The sequence below is a fragment of the Caballeronia sp. LZ065 genome (assembly GCF_031450975.1).
GTDB lineage: Bacteria > Pseudomonadota > Gammaproteobacteria > Burkholderiales > Burkholderiaceae > Caballeronia.
Genome location: NZ_JARUXV010000007.1, coordinates 1 through 19,099, shown reverse-complemented (window position 1 = coordinate 19,099; position 19,099 = coordinate 1). Strand labels below are relative to the sequence as shown.

The window sequence follows — 19,099 nt, the reverse complement described above, 5'->3', positions numbered from 1 at the left end:
ATCGTCGGCAGATCCGCCGGCTGCGTTTTCGGTTTGCGAGGCATAAATTCTCCTTGTGAGCATGTTATGCCTCAAACACGAAATTGCTGACAGGCCCCACGGTCGGCATCATCGAGAAGCCGGAGCTCGCACCGCTCGACCAGTTGGCCAAACAATTCTCCTTTGAGCCGCCACGCAAAAAGGGGCTCAACACGATCGAGGCACTCGAATCCATCGTCAAAGGAGATGTACGCGCCGTCTTCAACCTCGGCGGCAATCTCGTCCGGTCCGTCCCCGACCGCTTACAGACTGAGCCCGCATGGGCACGCTTGCGCCTAACGATCAACGTTGCGACAAAGCTCAACCGCAGCCATCTTGTCCACGGCGACGTTTCGTACATTCTGCCCTGCCTGAGCCGGATCGAGCGCCATCAAACCCCGCTTGGCGATCAGGCCGTCTCCATGGAAGACAGCACCGGCTGTATGCACGGCTCGCGCGGCGCGACCGAACCTGCTAGTGACAAGGCACGGCCCGAGCCATATATCGTCGCCGGCATTGCAAAGGCAACGCTCGCAGACCACGCGGCTGTGGACTGGGACGCGTGGCGCAACGACTATTCACTGGTCCGGGACGAAATCGCGAAGACCTACCCGGAGACGTTTCATGACTTCAACAAGCGGATGTGGGAGCCCGGCGGCTTTCATCGCCCACTACCGGCGCGCCAGCGACAGTGGAAAACAAAGACCGGTAAAGCTGAATTCGTGACACCTCAAGCCCTTGGCGAAGACCCCGACATGCCCGAGAAGTTTCCCGAGGCGCTCCGTTTGATGGCTTTGCGTAGTGATAGTCAGTTCAATACGACGATCTACAACATCGAGGATCGCTTTCGCGGAGTCAAAGGCTCGCGCATGGTGATTCTGATGAACAAGGCGGACATTGAGAAACGTCAGCTTCGTGAAGGACAGAAGGTCACCTTGCAGACAATCGCCGATGACGGCATCGACCGGCGTCTCGAGGGGCTCGCTATAAAGGCCTATGAAATTTCCGGAAGGGTGTATCGCCGGATATTACCCAGAATGCAATGTACTGTTGCCCCTTTGGCACTACGCGAAGGAAAGCAAGGTACCGGGAGCGAAGTCAATTCCAGTGCGAATCATTTGAGAAGTCCAAACGCAGTGGATGTCTGGGCGCGGCGGCGGCGACTGCGCCCAAAGTGTTACTGATGGATTTTCGAGCGTAGCCGCTCAACCTGTCGGTCAGACACGGGTCCCGCATGGTTGCCCCACGCGCCCCGGACGAACGATACGACCTCGGCGATCTGGCTCGTCGTGAGTTGCCCATGGAAGCCGGGCATCTTCTGCGTTGCAGGCCCTGTTTCGGTCAGCGGACTCTTACTGCCCTCAATCACGATGCGCATGATCGAGGTTGGGTCGTCCGACAGCACGACGGGATTTCCGGCGAGCGCCGCAACTTTCCCTGGTTGTCCTTTGCCATCAGTCTGATGGCAACGCGCACAAAACGATAGATAGATGCCAGCTCCCGGCATTTGCTTCTCGCCGGTCTCCAGTGTCCGCTCCATCTGTACTTTGGCATGCGCGTTATAGTCGTAGCTGCCGTACGTTTGGCGCGGCGGCAACGATTTCAGATAGGTGGCGAGCGCCTCGAGTTCAGCGTCGGTCAGATATTGCGTGCTCTCTTGAATTGTCGGTGCCATGGCGCCAAACGCGATGGCGCCAGCACCGTGCCCGGTGCGCAAAAAGCTGACAATGTCGGCTTGCGACCAGCGCCCTAGCCCGCTTCCGGGGTCGCCCGTCAAGTTTGGCGCCAGCCAGTGATCCAGAACTCCTCCGGTCAGGTACCAGGGCGACTTCTCACTGTAGCCCAGCTCGTTATACGCTGGACCGCGGGGCGTGTGACAGGCCCCGCAATGTCCCAAGCCTTGCACGATATAGGCGCCACGATTCCACCGAGCGGTCTGCTTCGGGTCGGGCTCATATTGGTCGCGGTTGCCGAAAGCGAACGACCAAAACAGCATGCCCCAACGTTGGTTGAATGGGAACGGCAGCCGCGTCTGCGGCGCGCGTTTGGCCGCAGGCATGACCCCATGCATCAGGTACGCATAAAGCGCCGTGACGTCGTCGTCGGTCATGTGCGCGAACGACGCGTAAGGCATTGCGGGATAGAGGCGCTTGCCATCGCGGCGCTTGCCGTAGCGAATCGCGTCCGAGAATTCTTTCAACGTGTAGCGCCCAATGCCGTAGAGTGGATCGGGCGTGATATTGCTTCCGTAGATCGGCCCGAACGGTGAGTTGACCGGCATACCGCCGCCAAGAGGGGTGTGGTCCGCGGCGTCGTGACAGGCAGCGCAGTCCCCTATTTTGGCGAGATATTCGCCGCGTGCGACCAGCTTCGGGTCGCTTGCCACCGGCGAGCGCGCGTCGACGCCGGCCGGAAGATGATCATCGGCGCCGCCGCTACATCCGCCAATCATCGAAGCGGTGGCCGATAGGATGCAAGCGAGGAGCGTCAAGCTTCGTCGGGCAGTCATGTCAATGCCATTGGCTGCAAGAAGCGAGGAATACTTCTGCAAGGATCGTGAATACGAGCGCGAGCACAAATAGACAGCCAATCAAAGCACTGCAAAGCGCAATGAACCGCTTGCGGCTAACTTCCTCCTGCTCCCTAGGCGGCTTCTCGTTGGAGCGCTTTTTCGATGTGCTCTTTCTTATGCGCTGATGCTTGCGTTGCAGCAACATGAAGCCGTGCGTAGCCACCGTCGCACAAGCGATCGAGACAAGCAACGCGCTGGCGGAGACGCCGTACAACCATGCCTGCATATGCGGCACGCCTGGCGAGCGCAGCGGGACCGTTGTGTCGCAGCTCTGCGCGGCGAGCGTCTCGGAGATCATGACCTGCAGCAACCACGCGCCGGGCGAGATAAAGAAGCCGGCGCCCGCAAATATCCAGAGCCGGCGCTTCTCGGCAACGGTAAGCTTCTCTTGCATCGAGGCGGGATCTTGCATCAATGGCCTCTCAACCAGAAGGGCGTCACATACAGCGAGGCAAAAATGAAGAGCCACACCACGTCGACGAAGTGCCAGTAAAGTCCGCCGATGCGCATCGGTGCGTTGCGCTCCTCGTCGAAGTACCCAAGTGCGATCCATACCGCAAGCAAGACCAAGATGACTAGGCCGACCAGCACGTGAGCCATGTGAAAGCCAGTGATGGTGAAATAGAGCGAGCCATAGAGATGCGCGCTCAAACCATAAGGATGGTCATGCCACTCCTTGATCTGAATGCCGACGAAGAGACAACCGAGCGCGATGGCAATCACCATCCACGCGAATGCTGGCCATCTTCGACTTCTTTTGAGCATGCGTTCGGAGAGCCACGCGAATACGCTACTGAGGATGAGCACCGCTGTGCTAAGCGCACCCACGCCAACCTTGGGCATGCCTTCCGGCGGCCACGCCAACTGCGTTTGCGACTGCGAATAAAAGTAACCAAAAAGCAGATAACCGAACAGGCTTGCCTCGGTCAAGACGAGCGCCAGTACGCCCCACCAGCCGCCCGAGTGCTCACCCGCACTGCCGACGGGCAGCGCGTCCTCGCAATCGTCGCTGGCCGCGGGAACCGTTTGTTTTGGCGCCGGCGGTTCTCGTTGCGCTAATGAGCGCCGAGGCCACATCCATGCGATCAGCGTTGCGCTGCTCGCCGCAAAAGCAGCGACCGTGAGCGAAGGCGATCGAAGCAGCATGCCCACAAAGGTGATCGCGACGAAGAGTCCTAGAAAGAAGGGAGACCATGCGTCCTCTGGCATTTTAAGGATGACATCCGGTTTCCCGGTGAAGGGATGGACACCCAGCGCCTCGCGACCTTCATGCAGCAGGTAACCTTCTTCAAGGCTCGAATGTCGTCCGGACGGCTGGAGACGGTCTTCCCACATCGGATGGCGAGACTCCACGATCGGCAGCACCGCGAAGTTATACGGCGGCGGCGGCGATGGCAGCGACCACTCGAGGCCGGGCGCATCCCATGGATTGGGCGGCGCCTTCTTCCCTCGCTTCGCCGACACGAGCGCGTTGAACGCGAATACTAGTACGCCGATGCCCAGTAGAAACGACCCGATCGTCGTAATCAGATTCGATGTATCCCAGCCCATGCCGTCCGGATAAGTGTAAATGCGACGCGGCATGCCAAGCAGCCCCGAGATGTGCATCGGAAAAAAACCGAGATTGAAGCCAACGAGGATAATCCAGAACGATAGCTTCCCAAGCCTCTCGTTCATCAGACGTCCGGTGAATTTTGGGAACCAGTACGTGATGCCGCCAAACACCGGGAATACGTTGATGCCGAGCAAAACATAGTGCAGATGCGCCACCACGAAGTAAGTCTCGTTGAGCTGCCAGTCGAGCGGCACGGCTGCAGTCATTACGCCCGACACACCGCCAATCACGAACATCAGCACGAAACTTGCGAAGTAAAGAAACGGCACGGTGAAAACGGGACGTCCCATCCATATCGTCGCGATCCAGGCGAAAACGGCTATTGCACTCGGTATCGTGATAAGCACACTCGCCGCACCGAAGAACGCTAGCGCAAGCGGCGCAATACCGGTTGCGAACATATGGTGGATCCACACTTCGAACCCGATGATCATCGTGGCGACTGTAGACATTGCGACGGCGGCATAAGCCACGAGTGGGCGCCTTGTGAAGGTCGGTAGAGCGTCCGATACGATACCCATGGCCGGCAGCACGACTACGTATACCCACGGATGCGCAAACATCCAGAAGAGGTGTTGCCAGAGCAGCGGACGGCCATCGGCGGCGACATCGAAAAAATGAGTTCCGACGTTGCGGTCCATCCATAGCAGAAAGAAAGCAAGACTCACCGCCGGCACGGCAAACAGGTTGGCGAAGGAGATGGTGAGCGTTCCCCACACGATGATGGGCAACCGGTCTACGGACATGCCGACCGCACGCATACGAAAAAGCGTCACGACAAAGTTCACCGCGCCGACTGTCGTCGATACACCAAGGAGCACCATGCCGAGCGAATAGACGTCGATGTTCGGACCGCGGTTATATTCGAGCGACGACAGGGGCACGTAGTTGAACCACCCTGCATTAGGCGCTTGGCCGAACGGAAAACTGCAATACAGGAAAATACCGGCGAATAGGAACACCCAGTACGACAGCGCATTGAGTCGCGGGAATGCCATGTCGCGCGAGCCGAGCATCAGCGGCCAAAGGAAGTTGGCGAATCCACTCAGCACAGGCAGCGCATAGAGGAAGATCATCGTCACGCCGTGCATCGTAAAGAGTTGCGCGTACTGGTCGGGCGTGAGCAACGTCTCATTGGGCCGCGCCAGCTGCAGGCGCATCAGCAACGCTTCGACACCCCCTATCAGCAAAAACACAAACGCCGTGACGATGTAGCGTAAGCCGATCTTCTTATGGTCGACCGTCGTGATAAAGCCCCGCCAGCCCGCTTCGCCCTCCCATGTGTCGCGCAGATGTTGCTCTGCTTCGGATCCTTGCGGCACGCGGCCGAACTTAAGCTCCCTTCGAAACGCAACCGGATGGGAGTGGTGCGCGCTGCGATCGTGCGTCGCGGACATCATCAAATCCTTACTTGAGGGTTGCAAGATATGCCATTAAATCGGTCGCCTCTGCAGACGTTAACTTCATGTTGGGCATCTGCGAGCCGGGCTTTATCGTTTGTACGTTTTGGATCCAGTGAAGCAGGTTCTCGGGCGTGTTGACGACCGATCCTGCAGCGATGAGTCGGCGTGAGAGGACATGCGTGAGATCGGGTGCTTGCACCCCGGAAGCGCGGCTGCCCCGCACCGCGTGACAGCCCGCGCAACGTTCTTCAAAAAGCTTCGCTCCACGAACTGCCTGAACCGTCGATGGCGCAGGCGCAGTCTCGCGCTGCGCGTTTGCCCATCGCTCGAAGGCAGCTTCTGGCTGCGCATAGACTTCGAATGCCATGTGTGCGTGTTGCAACCCGCAATATTGGGTGCATTGCCCACGAAACACCCCCGGTCGATCCGCCTGAATCCATTGTCGGTTGACGACTCCAGGTATCGCCTGCGTCTTGCCGGACAACTCAGGCACCCAAAAAGCGTGAATTACATCAGCGCTCTTCAGACGCACGAGCACTGGCACGCCGACCGGAATGTGCAACTCGTTGGCGGTCGTGAACTGGCTGGGACCATCGCCGTAGTCCACTTTCCACCACCAATCGTAAGCAGTTACCGTGACGGTCAGTGCGGGCTCGCTCGGCGGTTCGGCCACCTCGGCCAGCACTACCAACATGTAGACCGCGATGCCCATCAACGTGACGGTCGAAATCGCCGTGCTAACAAATACGAAACGGGTGCCGCCTTTAGACGTGAGCGCGCGCGGATCTTGTTGCTTACGGCGCCGAAACATAGCCATTGCCAGCATGACAGCGATAGCCACACAGACGAGGCAGCAAATAGCGGTAAGCACCCAGTTCAAGTGCAATACTGGGTGCGCAGCGGGGCCCTCGCTTCTCAGAAAGTAGGCGAGCGGCGTCCGTGCGGGCACCAGCGCTTCGTGACCGTTCGGGGTTGCGTAGTCGTTCGCGCAGACGCTCGGGGCGTAGAAGGCGATCGCGCCCGCAACGCCTGACCAATGAAGCCTCGCGAGCAGTCGACGCATGGATTTCACATCTTCTCCTTCACGCCGCGTTGGATTAGCCAATAGTTGACCGGATACGTCGTCGCAAAGCCTGCAACCATCGCTATTTGCATCCTTACCCAATACATCGCGTCCGTAGGCTTCAGTGGGGTCGCCCTTGGCGAAGGCAATCATGCAGCCGAACATTCCGATCTCGTATGCGAGTAAAGAAAGCGTGTCCGCCTTTACCGCCGCCATGATGCCGTCGCGCAGTCCTAGGCCGCGCATCGGTGCAATCGAAAAGTACTGAAATGCCACCCCAATGAGGTAGGCAAGCACAAAGGCGCACGCAAGTCTGCCGGTGAGCTCAGAGCCAGCGATTGTCACCGCAAAGATGAACGCCAGCCATTCACCAATGAAATCGCCCAGCGCACAGCCGGCTCCGCAGTGAGTCGCGCCGAGAAATGTGGCGCGCCACATCGGCACATCGTGCTGAGCCGTGGCGGAGGTGGATCGACCGAAGGAAAAGTAGAAAAGCAGGCCTACCGGCCCCCAGTACAACATTGTCAGTGGCCATACGGCGGACATGATCGCCATTCGCTGGCGGTGACTGGCGATCCAGACATCGAAGTACACCAGCAGCGCTGATAGGACGGATATTGCCAACCATATCGCGGGAGCCACGTCAGACCATCCGTCATGCATCCAAGATATCTCCTGCAAGCCAGTGTACGTGGGAGGAGTCGTCCCGTCACGATGACAACAGCCCCACCGCCGCCTCGGTAGCAATAGCTGTTCCAATCAATGAGCGAGCGCAGACGCTCGCCCCGCTCCGGAAGTTTGGCAAAGACATGTCTCGGTATCGCACGCCCGAGGTCGCACGGGCAATGACAACCTTTCGCGGCCCCAAGCCTCCTTTCAATCCGCAGACAGCGCAGACTGATCTTGCAAGTGCTTGGAGAAGCCGTTAAGACGGGTTCGGCGCGTCCGCGACGCTGAACCACCGCCCCGAGAGCGAACTTCCGTTGGCCGCTTAAGCGGCCATGGCACACCGTCTGACTTTATCCTGGACGTTGGCAGTCAGGTAACCGAAATACAGCGGCATAGTGATTGCGACCGCTTGCAGGCACTCGGTTACATGACACCGTTAGCAGCATCATTGGAGATAGAAAATGGCAGCCACCGTAGGCGACTTTCTCATCGACCGCCTCTACGCTTGGGGCGTGCGCCGCATCTACGGATACCCCGGCGATGGCATCAATGGCGTCTTCGGCGCACTCAATCGCGCGAACGGCAAGATCGAATTCATTCAGGCGCGGCACGAAGAAATGGCCGCATTCATGGCCTCTGCGCATGCGAAGTTCACGGGTGAGCTGGGCGTGTGCATCGCCACATCCGGTCCCGGCGCGGCGCATTTGCTCACCGGCCTGTACGACGCACGGCTGGATCACATGCCGGTGCTCGCCATTGCCGGCCAGCAGGCACGTGCAGCGCTTGGTGGCCACTACCAGCAGGAACTTGACCTGCAGGCGATGTTCAAGGACGTCGCCGGCGCATTCGTCGAGCAGGCAAGCGTGCCGTCGCAGATTCGTCATCTCGTCGATCGCGCGGTGCGCACGGCCCTCGGTGAACGCAAAGTGACGGCCCTGATTTTGCCAAACGATCTGCAGGATCTGAAATACGAGCCGCCCCCACGCAAGCACGGCACATTACATTCAGGCGTGGGGTATCGCACGCCGAAGATCGTGCCTTACGCTGACGAGCTTCAACGCGCCGCTGAAGTCCTCAACGCCGGAAAGAAGGTTGCCATTCTCGTCGGCGCGGGCGCGCTTGAAGCCACCGATGAGGTCATCGCGATAGCCGACAAGCTGGGCGCAGGCGTGGCGAAAGCGCTGCTCGGTAAAGCTGCGCTGCCGGATGACTTGCCATACGTGACTGGGTCGATTGGCCTGCTCGGCACTGAGCCCAGCTACAAACTGATGACCGAATGCGATACGCTGCTGATGGTCGGCTCAGGGTTTCCTTATTCAGAGTTCCTACCAAAGGAAGGTGCGGCACGCGGCGTTCAGATCGACATCAAGGCGGATATGCTTTCTATCCGCTATCCGATGGAAGTAAACCTGGTCGGCGACAGCGCCGAGACTTTGCGCGCACTACTGCCCATGCTTAAGCAGCAGACGGACGACGCATGGCGAAACGACATCGCGGGCTGGCTTGACGACTGGTGGAAGAAGCTCGAAAAACGCGCGCTGGAGCCTTCGAAAGGCAGCGTCAATCCGCAACGCACGGTGTGGGAATTGTCGCCGCGTGTGCCGTCAAACGCGATCGTCACCAGCGATTCCGGCTCGTGCGCGAACTGGTTCGCACGCGATCTCAAGGTCAAGCGCGGCATGATGTGCTCGCTATCGGGCGGCCTTGCGTCGATGGGCGCAGCGGTCCCTTATGCGATTGCCGCCAAGTTCGCGCATCCCGAGCGGCCGGTGATCGCGCTCGTCGGCGATGGCGCAATGCAGATGAACAATATGGCGGAGCTGATCACAGTATCAAAGTACTGGAAACAGTGGTCGGATCCACGCTGGATCTGCATGGTGCTGAACAACGAAGACCTGAACCAGGTCACCTGGGAGCAACGTGTGATGAACGGTGATCCGAAGTTCGAAGCGTCGCAGGATATTCCTTCGGTCCCGTATCACCGCTTCGCGGAACTCATCGGGCTGCGAGGGCTTTATGTCGATGACGCCGAGCGCATGGCCGCCGTGTGGGATGAAGCGCTGGCCTCCGATCGTCCCGTAGTGATCGAAGTGAAGGCCGATCCGAACGTGCCGCCGCTGCCGCCGCACATCACACTACAACAGGCGAAAGCGTTCGCGACGACTTTATTCGAGGGCGACCCGGATGAAGGCAGCGTGATTGTCGATACGGCCAAACAAGTGCTGGGCGCGATCCTTCCCGGCCACAAGGACGAGTGACCCAATGCATCTCACTCGCCGCGACGCGCCGATTGAAGCCATACGCAGCCGTGCCTATACGATTCCCACCGACAAGCCGGAAGCCGACGGCACGTATGCGTGGGACTCGACGACGCTTGTCGTCGTCGAGGTCGCCGCGGCCGGCAAGACCGGCCTCGGCTTCACCTACAACGATGCGAGTGTCGCAAAGCTCATCGAGAAAACGCTCGGCCCGATTCTTATCGGCGAGGACGCGTGGAATATCGACGCGCTCTGGCAGCGCATGCAAGGCAAGGTGCGCAACATCGGGCGCTCCGGTGCGGCGGCGACCGCCATTTCGGCGCTTGATTGTGCGCTGTGGGACGTCAAGGCGCGGCTGCTCGATATGCCGCTTGTCCGGCTACTCGGAGCGACACGCAAGTGCGTACCGCTTTACGGCAGCGGCGGCTTCACAACCTATTCCGACGACGATATCCGCGACCAGCTCGGACAATGGGTGCATAAAGACGGTTGCCGCTGGGCGAAGATCAAGATTGGCAGCGATCCCGATCGTGATCCGCATCGCGTAGAGATTGCGCGCGATGCAATTGGTGAGAGCGCCGGTCTTTTTGTCGATGCCAACGGCGCACTGGACCGCAAGCAGGCGGTCGACTACGCACACCGCTTCGAAGCCGAGAACGTTTCGTGGTTCGAGGAGCCAATTTCATCGGATGATCAGGCCGGGCTCGCCTCTGTTCGCCATGCGTTGCCCACGCACATGGAACTAGCGGCGGGCGAGTATGGCTATACGGCCGACGACTTTCGCTCGCTTCTGATGCACGAGGCCGTCGATGTGCTCCAGGCTGATGTAACGCGCTGCGGTGGGATCACTGGCTTCATGCGCGTCGCTGCGCTATGCGATGCCTTTCACACGCCGCTTTCTGGGCACTGCGCGCCTTCAATGCATCTGCACGTCGCCTGCGCCGTTCCGCGCCTGCGGCACCAGGAGTGGTTTCACGACCACGTTCGCATCGAACAGATGCTCTTTGACGGCGCACCGCGCGCTGTCAATGGCGCGATGGCGCCCGACCTTTCCCGGCCCGGCTGCGGACTCGATTTCAGGCACCAAGACGCCCACCGCTATGCGGTCTAAAGGGAGCAGGCAACGAACGATGAAACGCACCGTCATCACAATCGGTCTGGGGCTCGCGTGTGGTGTTGCCGCGCTGAGCAGGGCCACCGGACGCATCGAAAACGAACAGGAGAAGCAGACCCACATCGATACTGCGCGCACGTTCAACCGCAGCTCGGCCCTGCTCGCGCTGTCCGTTCTCGCCGATAGCGCAATGGAACACTACCGCGGCTCCTTCGATAATCCCGCCATGTACACGCCGCTCGTCGTCTCGACCCTCTCGCTCTTTGCGGGCCTTCATGGCGGGCGAGACAGCCATCCTCGGCGGCACGCCGTGCGCGATTCGGTTTTCATCGCGGCGGCGCTCGCAGGCGTCGTCGGAACTGGCTTTCACCTTTATAACATCACGAAGCGCCCGGGACGACTCAGTTGGCACAACCTGTTTTACGCCGCACCCATCGGTGCGCCAATGGCGCTCCTGCTGTCTGGTGCGCTGGGGGCCGTCGCTGAGCGGCTGCGCGATGAGCCCGCGCACGAGCCAGAGCTCCTTGGCATGCCGGCGGGACAGGCCCTTGCCCTGCTCGTCAGCGCTGGCCTCGCCGGGACGCTCGGCGAAGTGGGACTGCTGCACTTTCGCGGTGCGTTCCAAAATCCTGCGATGTATGCGCCCATCGTTGTCGCGCCCGTCGCCTCGTTGCTGCTCGCGAATACAGCGATTTGCGCACCGCGCGAGCGTTGGTTCACGCGACTGTGGCTGCGCGTGACGACAGCGCTTGGCTTCATCGGCGTGGGCTTTCATGCACGAGGCATTGCGCGCAATCGCGGCGGCTGGCGCAACTGGAGCCAGAACCTCTTCAATGGGCCGCCCTTGCCCGCCCCGCCGAGCTTCTCCGCGCTCGCAATCGCGGGACTCGCCGCGCAGCGTTTGCGGGAGACCGAACGATGACTTTGCCCCGCTATCCTGGCTACGACGTCCTGTCAAAGCGCGACACGCCGTCATGGGACGATATTACGCGGCAGGTCATCGATGAGCGCCTGCACCCGCCGAAAGATCCTCGTTTTTTCGATGCTGTTCAATGGAAAGCCGTGCGCGCCCTATGCGACCTGGTCGTTCCGCAAATGTCCGCGAACGCGCCTGTTCCGGTTCCCGAGATGCTCGATACGAAATTGATCACAAGAATCGGCGACGGCTATCGCGATGCCCGCTTGCCTTCGATGCCCGATGCCTGGCGCATCGGCCTTGCAGCGCTCGATGCCGAATGCCGGGCACGCTACGACTTGCCGCTTGCGAGCATTGACAGGGGTGCGGCGCTCGAGATCATCAAGGACATGCAAGCAGGGAAGCTGACCGGCGATGCGTGGCAAGACATGCCGAGCGACGTCTTCTTCTCCAAGCGTGTGTTGCACGACATCTGCGGCGCTTACTATTCACATCCGCACGCGTGGAATGAGATGGGATTCGGCGGGCCGGCTAATCCGCGCGGCTACGTGCGAATGGTGGCGAATCGGCGAGATCCGTGGGAAGCGGCGGAAGCCAAGCCCGGAAAAGAGGACGAGGCCCTCAAGGAGAATCGCCGTGTCCGATGATCCGCAGCGTGTGCCCCGCGGCAAGAACGGACGCGCACCCGATGTCATGCGTTACGGCGCCTGGCTGCCGATGCGCGAATTCCCCAAGAACGAAGCTGTCGATTTCGCCATCGTTGGCACCGGTGCGGGCGGCGGTACGCTCGCTTGCCGTCTCGCCGAGAAGGGGTTCAGCGTCGTCGCCTTCGACGCCGGCGCGTGGTGGCGTCCGCTCGAAGAGTTCGCATCGGACGAGCACCATCAGAGCAAGCTGTTCTGGACAGATGAGCGCATCTGCGATGGCGAGAATCCGCTCCAACTCGGCAACAACAACAGCGGCAAGGCCGTCGGCGGCAGCACCGTGCATTTCGCGATGGTCTCGCTGCGCTTTCGTCCCGAATGGTTTAAGGCCAGAAGCCTGCTTGGTTACGGAGCCGACTGGCCCGTCGACTGGCGCGAGATGTGGCACTACTACGCGCAAGTCGAAGACGCGCTGAAAATCGCCGGACCCGTCAACTATCCGTGGGGGCCAAAGCGCCCGCGTTACCCCTACCGCGCGCACGAACTCAATGCGGCTGCGCTCGTCCTCGCGCGTGGCTGCGACGCGCTTGGTATCGACTGGAGCCCGACACCGCTCGCGACGGTTTCCGCACCGAGGGGCGAGGCGCACCCGTGCGTGTACCGCGGCTTCTGCGTGTCAGGATGCGCGACTAATGCTAAGCAAAGCGCGCTCGTGACCTGGATTCCTCGCGCTGTGCACGCGGGCGCGGAAATTCGCGATCTCGCGATGGTCGGACGCGTAGTCATGGGCGACAATGGCCGCGCTGAAGGGGTCGAATACTTCCGCGAAGGGCAATGGCAGTTCCAGCGTGCACGCAACGTCGTCGTGGCGGGATATGCGATTGAAACGCCGCGCCTGCTGCTCATGTCGGCGACCGACCGTTATCCCGACGGTCTCGCGAACAGTTCGGGCCTTGTCGGCAAAAACCTGATGGTGCAAAGCAATCAGGCCGTCTGGGGAACGATGGAAGAAGAAGTTCGCTGGTACAAGGGCCCGCCTTCCCTTGCGCTGACGGAGCACTGGAACTACGAAGACCGGGGCAAGGACTTCTTCGGCGGCTACGCCTATATGAGTCAAGGGCCGTTGCCGGTGGCCTGGTCAGCGGTACAGACGGGGCGTGGGCTATGGGGCGACGCGTTGCTTGATGAAATGCGCAAGTACAACCATCAGGCGGGCTTACGCATCGTCGGCGAGACCATGCCGCAGGAGCGCAACCGTGTGACGCTCGCCGATGAAAAGGACCAGTATGGACTACCGGTCGCGCGCGTGACCCATTCATGGTGCGATAACGACCGACGATTGATCGACCATTCGCTTCGCTTCATGCAGACGGCACTTGAGGCCGCTGGCGCACGCGATGTGTGGGCGCAAACCGACGACACTGCACACCTGAACGGCACGGCGCGCATGGGAACAAGTCCCGTTACCAGTGTGGTCAATGGGGATTGCCGAAGCTGGGATATTCGCAACCTGTGGATCTGCGATGGGTCCGTATTCCCGACCGTCGGTGGTGTCAACCCGTCCCTTACGATTCAAGCCATCGCGTTGCGCACGGCCGATCGCATCGAAGCGCTTGCAGGACGCGGAGAGCTTTAAGCAGCGGCTGTGCATCGGTAGACTGCAACGGACTGCATGCGATCAGGAAAGGTTGATTCACATGCAAGGAGGTTTAAGCAATGAAGAAAGTGGTGGTCGTCACCGGTGCCGGCGCGGGAGTCGGCCGGGCCTGCGTTGAAGAGTTCGCCCGGCACGGCTACGATGTGGCGTTGCTTTCGCGGGATCCGGAGCGCCTTGAACGGTCTGCCAGAGGGATCGAGGCAAACTACGGCGTACGTGCGCTCGCGATTCCGACGGACGTGGCGGACGCCGCGGCAGTCGATCAAGCCGCCGCGCGAGCGGAGCAAGTGTTAGGTCCCATCGACGTGTGGGTCAACGTTGCAATGGCAACGGTCTTTGCACCCGTGTCTGAACTGGCTCCCGAAGAAGTCGAGCGCGGCACCAAAGTCACATACCTCGGGCAGGTGCACGGCATGATGGCGGCGCTGTCTCGCATGCGAGTACGCAATCGGGGAACGATCGTCAATGTGGGTTCGGCGCTGGGGTATCGGTCCGTTCCCCTCCAGTCCGTCTATTGTGGCGCCAAGTTCGCGATTCGGGGCTTCACAGATAGCCTGCGTTCCGAGATGCAGCACGATCGCCTCAACGTCCACCTGACCCTTGTTGACCTGCCGGCGATTAATACTCCGCAATTCGACTGGGCTCTGAACAAGATGGCGCACCGTGCGCGGCCCGTCGCACCGATCTATCAACCCGAAGTCGCAGCCCGCGCCATCTATTTTGCGGCAACGCATCGGCGCCGGGAAATCTGGGTCGGTTTCTCGACGGTCAAAGCGATACTCGCTAACCGCATTGCCCCCGCGCTCATCGATCGATATCTCGCACGCTCGGGATATCGGGGGCAACTCACCGAAGAGCCCGTCGCTACCGCTGCGCCATCCAACCTGTTTGAGCCGGTGCCGGGCGACTTTACGGCCCATGGCAGATTCGATGGGCAGGCAAGAAGCCGAAGTTGGGAAATGTTCACCAATCGCCACCGCACCGCTTTCTGGGCGCTCGCCGCCATTGGTTTGGCCGGTATGGTAAAAATCCTGTCGAGCCGCCCCAGATAAGCATCATGGGAAAACGTATCGAAGATTATTCGCTGCTAGGCAATGGGCAAACCGCCGCACTCCTGAGCCGTGAAGGATCAATCGAATGGCTCTGTTGGCCCCGCTTTGACAGCGACGCATGCTTCGCTTCTTTGCTCGGCACTCCGGAAAACGGTGAGTGGTCCATCGCACCCACGCAGGCCGTGATTCGACGAGTTCGACGCTATCAGCAGGACACACTGGTCATGGAGACCGATCTCGTGACCGCCGACGGTGCGGTGCGCTTGATCGACTTCATGCCAGTGATCGCGGAGCGCAACGCCGTAATCAGGATCGTGGTTGGGTTGCATAACACGGTCCGGTTGCGCTGCGCGTTGCGCCTGCGCTTCGACTATGGCTTGCTCGCACCGTGGATGAGCGTTGCAGACGGCATGGCGCTGGCCACTCGCGGGCCCGACGTCATCGCACTGCGATCCGACGCTCCCTTGACGTTGCAAAACGGTTCGATCGTTTCAGATTTCGACATCCGGGAAGGTGAGCGCGTGGGTTTCGCGCTATCGCATGCAGCCTCGCATGGGCTTGCCTCTCAACCGATCGACGCAGAAGCGGCGCTGCTTGCCACTCAGCAATACTGGCGACGTTGGGTGAGCGCGTTCGATAACTCGCGCACGTCATGGCCGGGGCCGGTCAGACGCTCGTTGCTGACTCTCAAAGCGCTGATTCATGCAAGTAGCGGCGCGATGGTCGCCGCATCGACGACTTCTTTACCCGAAGCTCCCGGCGGTTCATTGAACTGGGACTACCGATACTGCTGGTTGCGCGACACGTGTTTCGCGCTTGTCGCGCTGCTCAACGCTGGTTTCCACGAAGAGGCGCGCGCATGGCGCGATTGGCTTGTCCGTACCATCGCTTGCTCACCCGAACACATTGCCATTATGTACCGCGTCGATGGTAGCAGGCGGCTCGAAGAATCGCTAATTGGTTGGTTGGGCGGCTACCGCTATGCCCAGCCAGTGCGCGTCGGCAATTCAGCTGCGCACCAGCAGCAAGTCGACGTGTTTGGAGAAGTCATCGACTGTCTGGACATCGCCCGCCGCGGTGGTCTCCCGTCGACTGCCGAAGACGATTTTATCGAAACGCGGATCGTCGAACACCTTGAGAAGGTCTGGAACACTCCCGGCTCTGGCATCTGGGAATCTCGTTCAACGCCACGCCACTACACATACTCCCGGGTCATGGCCTGGGTCGCAATGGAGCGGTACATCACGCACCGGGCCCATGAGCCTGCTTACGCAGCCCTCGTCGCTCGACTCAAACCGGTGAGAGACCAGATTCACCGCGAAGTTTGCGAGGAGGCGTGGAACGAAGGACGGGGCAGCTTCACGCGATACTACGGAAGTGACGAGCTCGACGGCAGTCTCTTGCTGATGCCGCTGGTGGGATTTCTCCCGGCCAATGACGCTCGCATGTTGTCGACGATTGAGGCGATCCGGCGAGAACTGACAGAAGATGGTCTGATTCGGCGCCGGCGAAGAGGTTCCAATGAGCCCAGCGAAGGGACATTTCTGGCGTGCTCGTGCTGGATGGCCGATTGCTTGCACATGTTGGGGCGCCACAATGAAGCTCGGGCACAATTCGATCGGGTGCTTGAAGTAGCCAACGACGTTGGACTGCTTGCTGAGCAATACGATGCGCAACGGGACGAACTCGCCGGCAATTTTCCGCAGGCGCTCAGCCATCTGGCTGTCATCAATACCGCTCTTGGACTAAGTGGTCCGACTCTGCAGCGAGGCGGCGGCTAGTCCGGTGGATAGGCAATGTCTATGTCCTTAACGTCGTCGCCCATCCAACAGATTTAAGGTGAGATCGCGCAAACTGGCGCAACGGTCGACCATGTTGTCCATCTTGATGTGACCAAGATCCGCAAGGCTCTTTTTCCTCATCGATTCCTCGAAAGGCTTCCGGGTCTATGCACGCGCCAGTATCTCGATGAGCTTCGCAGTACCACCGGAGCCGCCGCTGGCCAGAGTCGCGCATCACCGTTGGCGACAAATCCTCGCCCAGCGCCACGCTCCGGCAACGGGCTCAGGGTCGCTTTTCTGGCCCTGCCGATGCCCGCAGCGGAATGTTGAGACTGAACGTTGCTGCCGATCAAGCCGTTGAGGGCCCAAGTGGCGGTTAGCGCCGCGTAACAACGTCGGCCTAGCTGACGTCAGCTGGGAAAATGAAACAGTTCGGCTTCCCCACCGCGAAGCCACAGAGAGCAAGGCTATCTCTTCTCGCTCAGGGAACGACAAGTAACGACCAGTGGTCGGTTTGGACATGAATAGTGGCGTGCCGCCACGGTAGCGGAACCAGCGCGAGCCCACCGCTTGAGACGCGCCTACCTCCTGCGCTGCCTTCTCGCTTGTAATGCCAGTCGCGGTCTGTTGCCAAAAGCGACGCTCGATCTCGTTTCCAAGCGATGGCGCGCCCGGCGAGTACATCGCTGCTCGACCGGTCAACCGATACACCTGCTTTGCACTTCGCACCATGCAACACCTCCGCGATCAAAGGTGTTGCTACGACCAGTTGAATCCGCCAGCATGAGCTTCACTTCGTGACCCATGGCCATCAGCTTACGCGCCCAATGTTGCGAGCCACCGCAGGCTTCCATTCCAATCAGGCATGGTGCCCGATTTGTAAAATGCTCCAAAAACAACGCCCGTTTCATCGGCTTATTGATGAGTTCCCCAGTTTCAGCGTCAATGTAATGAAGCTGAATGACGTTTTTCGCGATGTCCACGCCTACCGTTGTCAAAGGCATTTTGGATCCTCCGGTTTATTGGCAAATGCTCTATCGTCTTCCAATTTGGTCACTGGTGCTGTTGGCCTGTGAAGCTATGCTTTTTTTTCGGCGTATAGGCGCCGGTAGATTTTCGCCGTAAAGGCGCCACTGGCGTCTGAGTCGGGCGCTCGAACACCGCCAACCGCTACCCTCCCGGCACGCATTTGCTCCGGAGGGTGGCTTTGCGGCGCCTAAACGCCGAAAACTCCCTGGCGCCTTTATGCCGAAAACGGTTTGGCTCCTTAACGGCGAAAGTTCACAACTACGTCTGGGAGAGGCGTGCGGAAGTGAGATAACCGACGGGAGATACTCCGAGGCAATCGCATGGCGCGATTGTAGGCAACGGCAAGGGAGGGAAGGGTCAGATGATGTCGCGATATGGATTGCGAAGAGCGCTGCTTGATTGCTGGATAAGCAACTCGACTGCACGTTTGGCAGTCGTTGTTGTTCCGCGTTGAGTGGTCGCTTTTTATGATGCGCCAGGGCTCCGAATAATGCTTATCTCACCATTGCGTTCGAGAATGGCGCTTTGCACTCGGTCCAGTGCATCCGTTCCTAGTTCTTTTCGCACTGTTTCCAGTATGTCTGTTCGTGACACCAAGGCGGCAAGCATCTGCTGGCGGTCGAAGTCGCCGTTGTAATAAAGCGGACGCTCAGTGCCTCCGACTAACCGCTCGAACACAGGCCATCTCACGCATATCCATGCCAACGCGCGATGCAAGAGAACGATGACGAAAGAAGCCGCGAATGTTGCAAGCGCTGGCGATGCCCCCACGACTGCCCGGCTCGGTCGCGCCCAAGGGCGTACGTGTCAACGCGGTAGCGCCCGGTCCGATCTGGACGCCGCTGCAACCGAGCGGCGGGCAGCCACAGGAGAAGATTGAAGTGTTTGGATCTGAAGTGCCCATGAAGCGACCCGGTCAGCCGGCTGAGTTGGCACCGGTGTATGTCCTGTTGGCGTCGCAAGAGTCGAGCTACGTCACGGGCGAAGTCTACGGCGTCACGGGTGGCAATCCGATCTCATAACACTCTTGGATGGCGGTTTGGTTGGATTGGCCACACTCGTATGGGAGTCCTTCGCTAGGAATGCGCGAGGACGCTCGTTGTCCTCGTTCGCAACACGTTGAGTCATGTCGCGAAGCCTGGCAACTCGACCGACCGCTAACATGTTCCGTTCTTGCCAAGGCATCGAGAAGGACAGCGTGCAAGTCGTTTAGGGCAACGCTGATTAAGTCCACCGCTTGTGCGGGTCGAGCGTTATAGAGCGCACAAGCAACGAGTTAGCCAAAAGACAATGAAACAGCAGACGCTC

13 protein-coding genes and 5 pseudogenes are annotated in these 19,099 nt (G+C 60.0%); 9 read left to right on the top strand and 9 right to left on the bottom strand.

Features of this window, described 5'->3' with window-relative positions; genetic code table 11:
• Positions 1–98: 98 nt before the first annotated feature.
• Positions 99–1,140 (top strand): annotated as a pseudogene (locus QCE63_RS35105) (molybdopterin dinucleotide binding domain-containing protein); the annotation flags it as partial.
• A 55-nt stretch (positions 1,141–1,195) separates the two neighbouring features.
• Here the strand turns inward: QCE63_RS35105 and QCE63_RS35100 are convergent.
• The 6 genes and pseudogenes from QCE63_RS35100 to QCE63_RS35075 all read right to left on the bottom strand — a co-directional run.
• A complete protein-coding gene (locus QCE63_RS35100; protein ID WP_404990246.1) occupies positions 1,196–2,527 on the bottom strand; it encodes a c-type cytochrome in 1,332 nt (443 codons plus the stop codon).
• A gap of 1 nt (position 2,528) precedes the next feature.
• Positions 2,529–3,002: a hypothetical protein gene (locus tag QCE63_RS35095; protein ID WP_309839812.1), complete on the bottom strand. Its 474-nt coding sequence runs from the start codon at positions 3,000–3,002 to the stop codon at positions 2,529–2,531.
• The gene (ctaD, locus tag QCE63_RS35090) at positions 3,002–5,602 is read right to left on the bottom strand and encodes a cytochrome c oxidase subunit I (protein WP_309839810.1); all 2,601 of its coding nucleotides are present in this window, start codon (positions 5,600–5,602) and stop codon (positions 3,002–3,004) included. The genes QCE63_RS35095 and ctaD overlap by 1 nt, the downstream gene beginning before the upstream one ends.
• A gap of 10 nt (positions 5,603–5,612) precedes the next feature.
• Positions 5,613–6,671, bottom strand: a complete 1,059-nt coding sequence (gene coxB, locus QCE63_RS35085) for a cytochrome c oxidase subunit II (protein ID WP_404990245.1) — start codon at positions 6,669–6,671, stop codon at positions 5,613–5,615.
• Positions 6,672–6,676: 5 nt separating this feature from the next.
• The gene (locus tag QCE63_RS35080; protein WP_309839815.1) at positions 6,677–6,751 is read right to left on the bottom strand and encodes a DUF4396 domain-containing protein; all 75 of its coding nucleotides are present in this window, start codon (positions 6,749–6,751) and stop codon (positions 6,677–6,679) included.
• 115 nt (positions 6,752–6,866) lie between these two features.
• Positions 6,867–7,109: pseudogene (locus QCE63_RS35075) on the bottom strand (DUF4396 domain-containing protein); the annotation flags it as partial.
• A gap of 692 nt (positions 7,110–7,801) precedes the next feature.
• On the opposite strand from QCE63_RS35075, the gene QCE63_RS35070 reads away from it, so the two are divergent.
• From QCE63_RS35070 to QCE63_RS35040, 7 genes are all read left to right on the top strand, one after another.
• Positions 7,802–9,598, top strand: a complete 1,797-nt coding sequence (locus QCE63_RS35070; RefSeq protein WP_309839808.1) for a thiamine pyrophosphate-requiring protein — start codon at positions 7,802–7,804, stop codon at positions 9,596–9,598.
• Between the two features lie 4 nt (positions 9,599–9,602).
• Positions 9,603–10,709, top strand: a complete 1,107-nt coding sequence (locus QCE63_RS35065) for an enolase C-terminal domain-like protein (protein ID WP_309839806.1) — start codon at positions 9,603–9,605, stop codon at positions 10,707–10,709.
• Positions 10,710–10,728: 19 nt separating this feature from the next.
• Entirely contained in the window at positions 10,729–11,634 is a 906-nt protein-coding gene (locus tag QCE63_RS35060) for a hypothetical protein (RefSeq protein ID WP_309839805.1), read from the top strand.
• On the top strand, positions 11,631–12,275 hold the full coding sequence (locus QCE63_RS35055; RefSeq protein ID WP_309839804.1) for a gluconate 2-dehydrogenase subunit 3 family protein: 645 nt from the start codon (positions 11,631–11,633) through the stop codon (positions 12,273–12,275). The genes QCE63_RS35060 and QCE63_RS35055 overlap by 4 nt, the downstream gene beginning before the upstream one ends.
• Positions 12,276–12,321: 46 nt before the next feature.
• Complete coding sequence (locus QCE63_RS35050; RefSeq protein WP_404990244.1) at positions 12,322–13,908, top strand: GMC family oxidoreductase; 1,587 nt, start codon at positions 12,322–12,324, stop codon at positions 13,906–13,908.
• A gap of 80 nt (positions 13,909–13,988) precedes the next feature.
• Positions 13,989–14,981, top strand: a complete 993-nt coding sequence (locus QCE63_RS35045) for an SDR family oxidoreductase (protein ID WP_309839801.1) — start codon at positions 13,989–13,991, stop codon at positions 14,979–14,981.
• Positions 14,982–14,986: 5 nt separating this feature from the next.
• Positions 14,987–16,762 carry a glycoside hydrolase family 15 protein gene (locus QCE63_RS35040; RefSeq protein WP_309839799.1) on the top strand — a complete coding sequence of 592 codons (1,776 nt, stop codon included), beginning with the start codon at positions 14,987–14,989 and terminating at the stop codon, positions 16,760–16,762.
• 372 nt (positions 16,763–17,134) lie between these two features.
• On the opposite strand, the pseudogene QCE63_RS35035 reads toward QCE63_RS35040, so the two are convergent.
• The 3 genes and pseudogenes from QCE63_RS35035 to QCE63_RS35025 form a co-directional block, all read right to left on the bottom strand.
• A pseudogene (locus QCE63_RS35035) lies at positions 17,135–17,473 on the bottom strand (IS30 family transposase); the annotation flags it as partial.
• 65 nt (positions 17,474–17,538) lie between these two features.
• Positions 17,539–17,766, bottom strand: a pseudogene (locus QCE63_RS35030) (IS110 family transposase); the annotation flags it as partial.
• 490 nt (positions 17,767–18,256) lie between these two features.
• Positions 18,257–18,469 (bottom strand): YetF domain-containing protein, encoded by a 213-nt coding sequence (locus QCE63_RS35025; protein WP_309839798.1) that lies wholly within the window; start codon positions 18,467–18,469, stop codon positions 18,257–18,259.
• A gap of 107 nt (positions 18,470–18,576) precedes the next feature.
• Here QCE63_RS35025 and QCE63_RS35020 point away from each other — a divergent pair.
• Positions 18,577–18,813: pseudogene (locus QCE63_RS35020) on the top strand (SDR family oxidoreductase); the annotation flags it as partial.
• Positions 18,814–19,099 lie beyond the last annotated feature (286 nt).

Coding starts and splice junctions, on each gene's coding strand:
- QCE63_RS35065 (WP_309839806.1), top strand. CDS start 9,603: ATGCATCTCACTCGCCGCGACGCGCCGATTGAAGCCATACGCAGCCGT.
- QCE63_RS35040 (WP_309839799.1), top strand. CDS start 14,987: ATGGGAAAACGTATCGAAGATTATTCGCTGCTAGGCAATGGGCAAACC.
- QCE63_RS35060 (WP_309839805.1), top strand. CDS start 10,729: ATGAAACGCACCGTCATCACAATCGGTCTGGGGCTCGCGTGTGGTGTT.
- QCE63_RS35100 (WP_404990246.1), bottom strand. CDS start 2,527: ATGACTGCCCGACGAAGCTTGACGCTCCTCGCTTGCATCCTATCGGCC.
- QCE63_RS35055 (WP_309839804.1), top strand. CDS start 11,631: ATGACTTTGCCCCGCTATCCTGGCTACGACGTCCTGTCAAAGCGCGAC.
- coxB (WP_404990245.1), bottom strand. CDS start 6,671: ATGCGTCGACTGCTCGCGAGGCTTCATTGGTCAGGCGTTGCGGGCGCG.
- QCE63_RS35050 (WP_404990244.1), top strand. CDS start 12,322: ATGCGTTACGGCGCCTGGCTGCCGATGCGCGAATTCCCCAAGAACGAA.
- QCE63_RS35045 (WP_309839801.1), top strand. CDS start 13,989: ATGAAGAAAGTGGTGGTCGTCACCGGTGCCGGCGCGGGAGTCGGCCGG.
- QCE63_RS35070 (WP_309839808.1), top strand. CDS start 7,802: ATGGCAGCCACCGTAGGCGACTTTCTCATCGACCGCCTCTACGCTTGG.
- ctaD (WP_309839810.1), bottom strand. CDS start 5,602: ATGTCCGCGACGCACGATCGCAGCGCGCACCACTCCCATCCGGTTGCG.
- QCE63_RS35095 (WP_309839812.1), bottom strand. CDS start 3,002: ATGCAAGATCCCGCCTCGATGCAAGAGAAGCTTACCGTTGCCGAGAAG.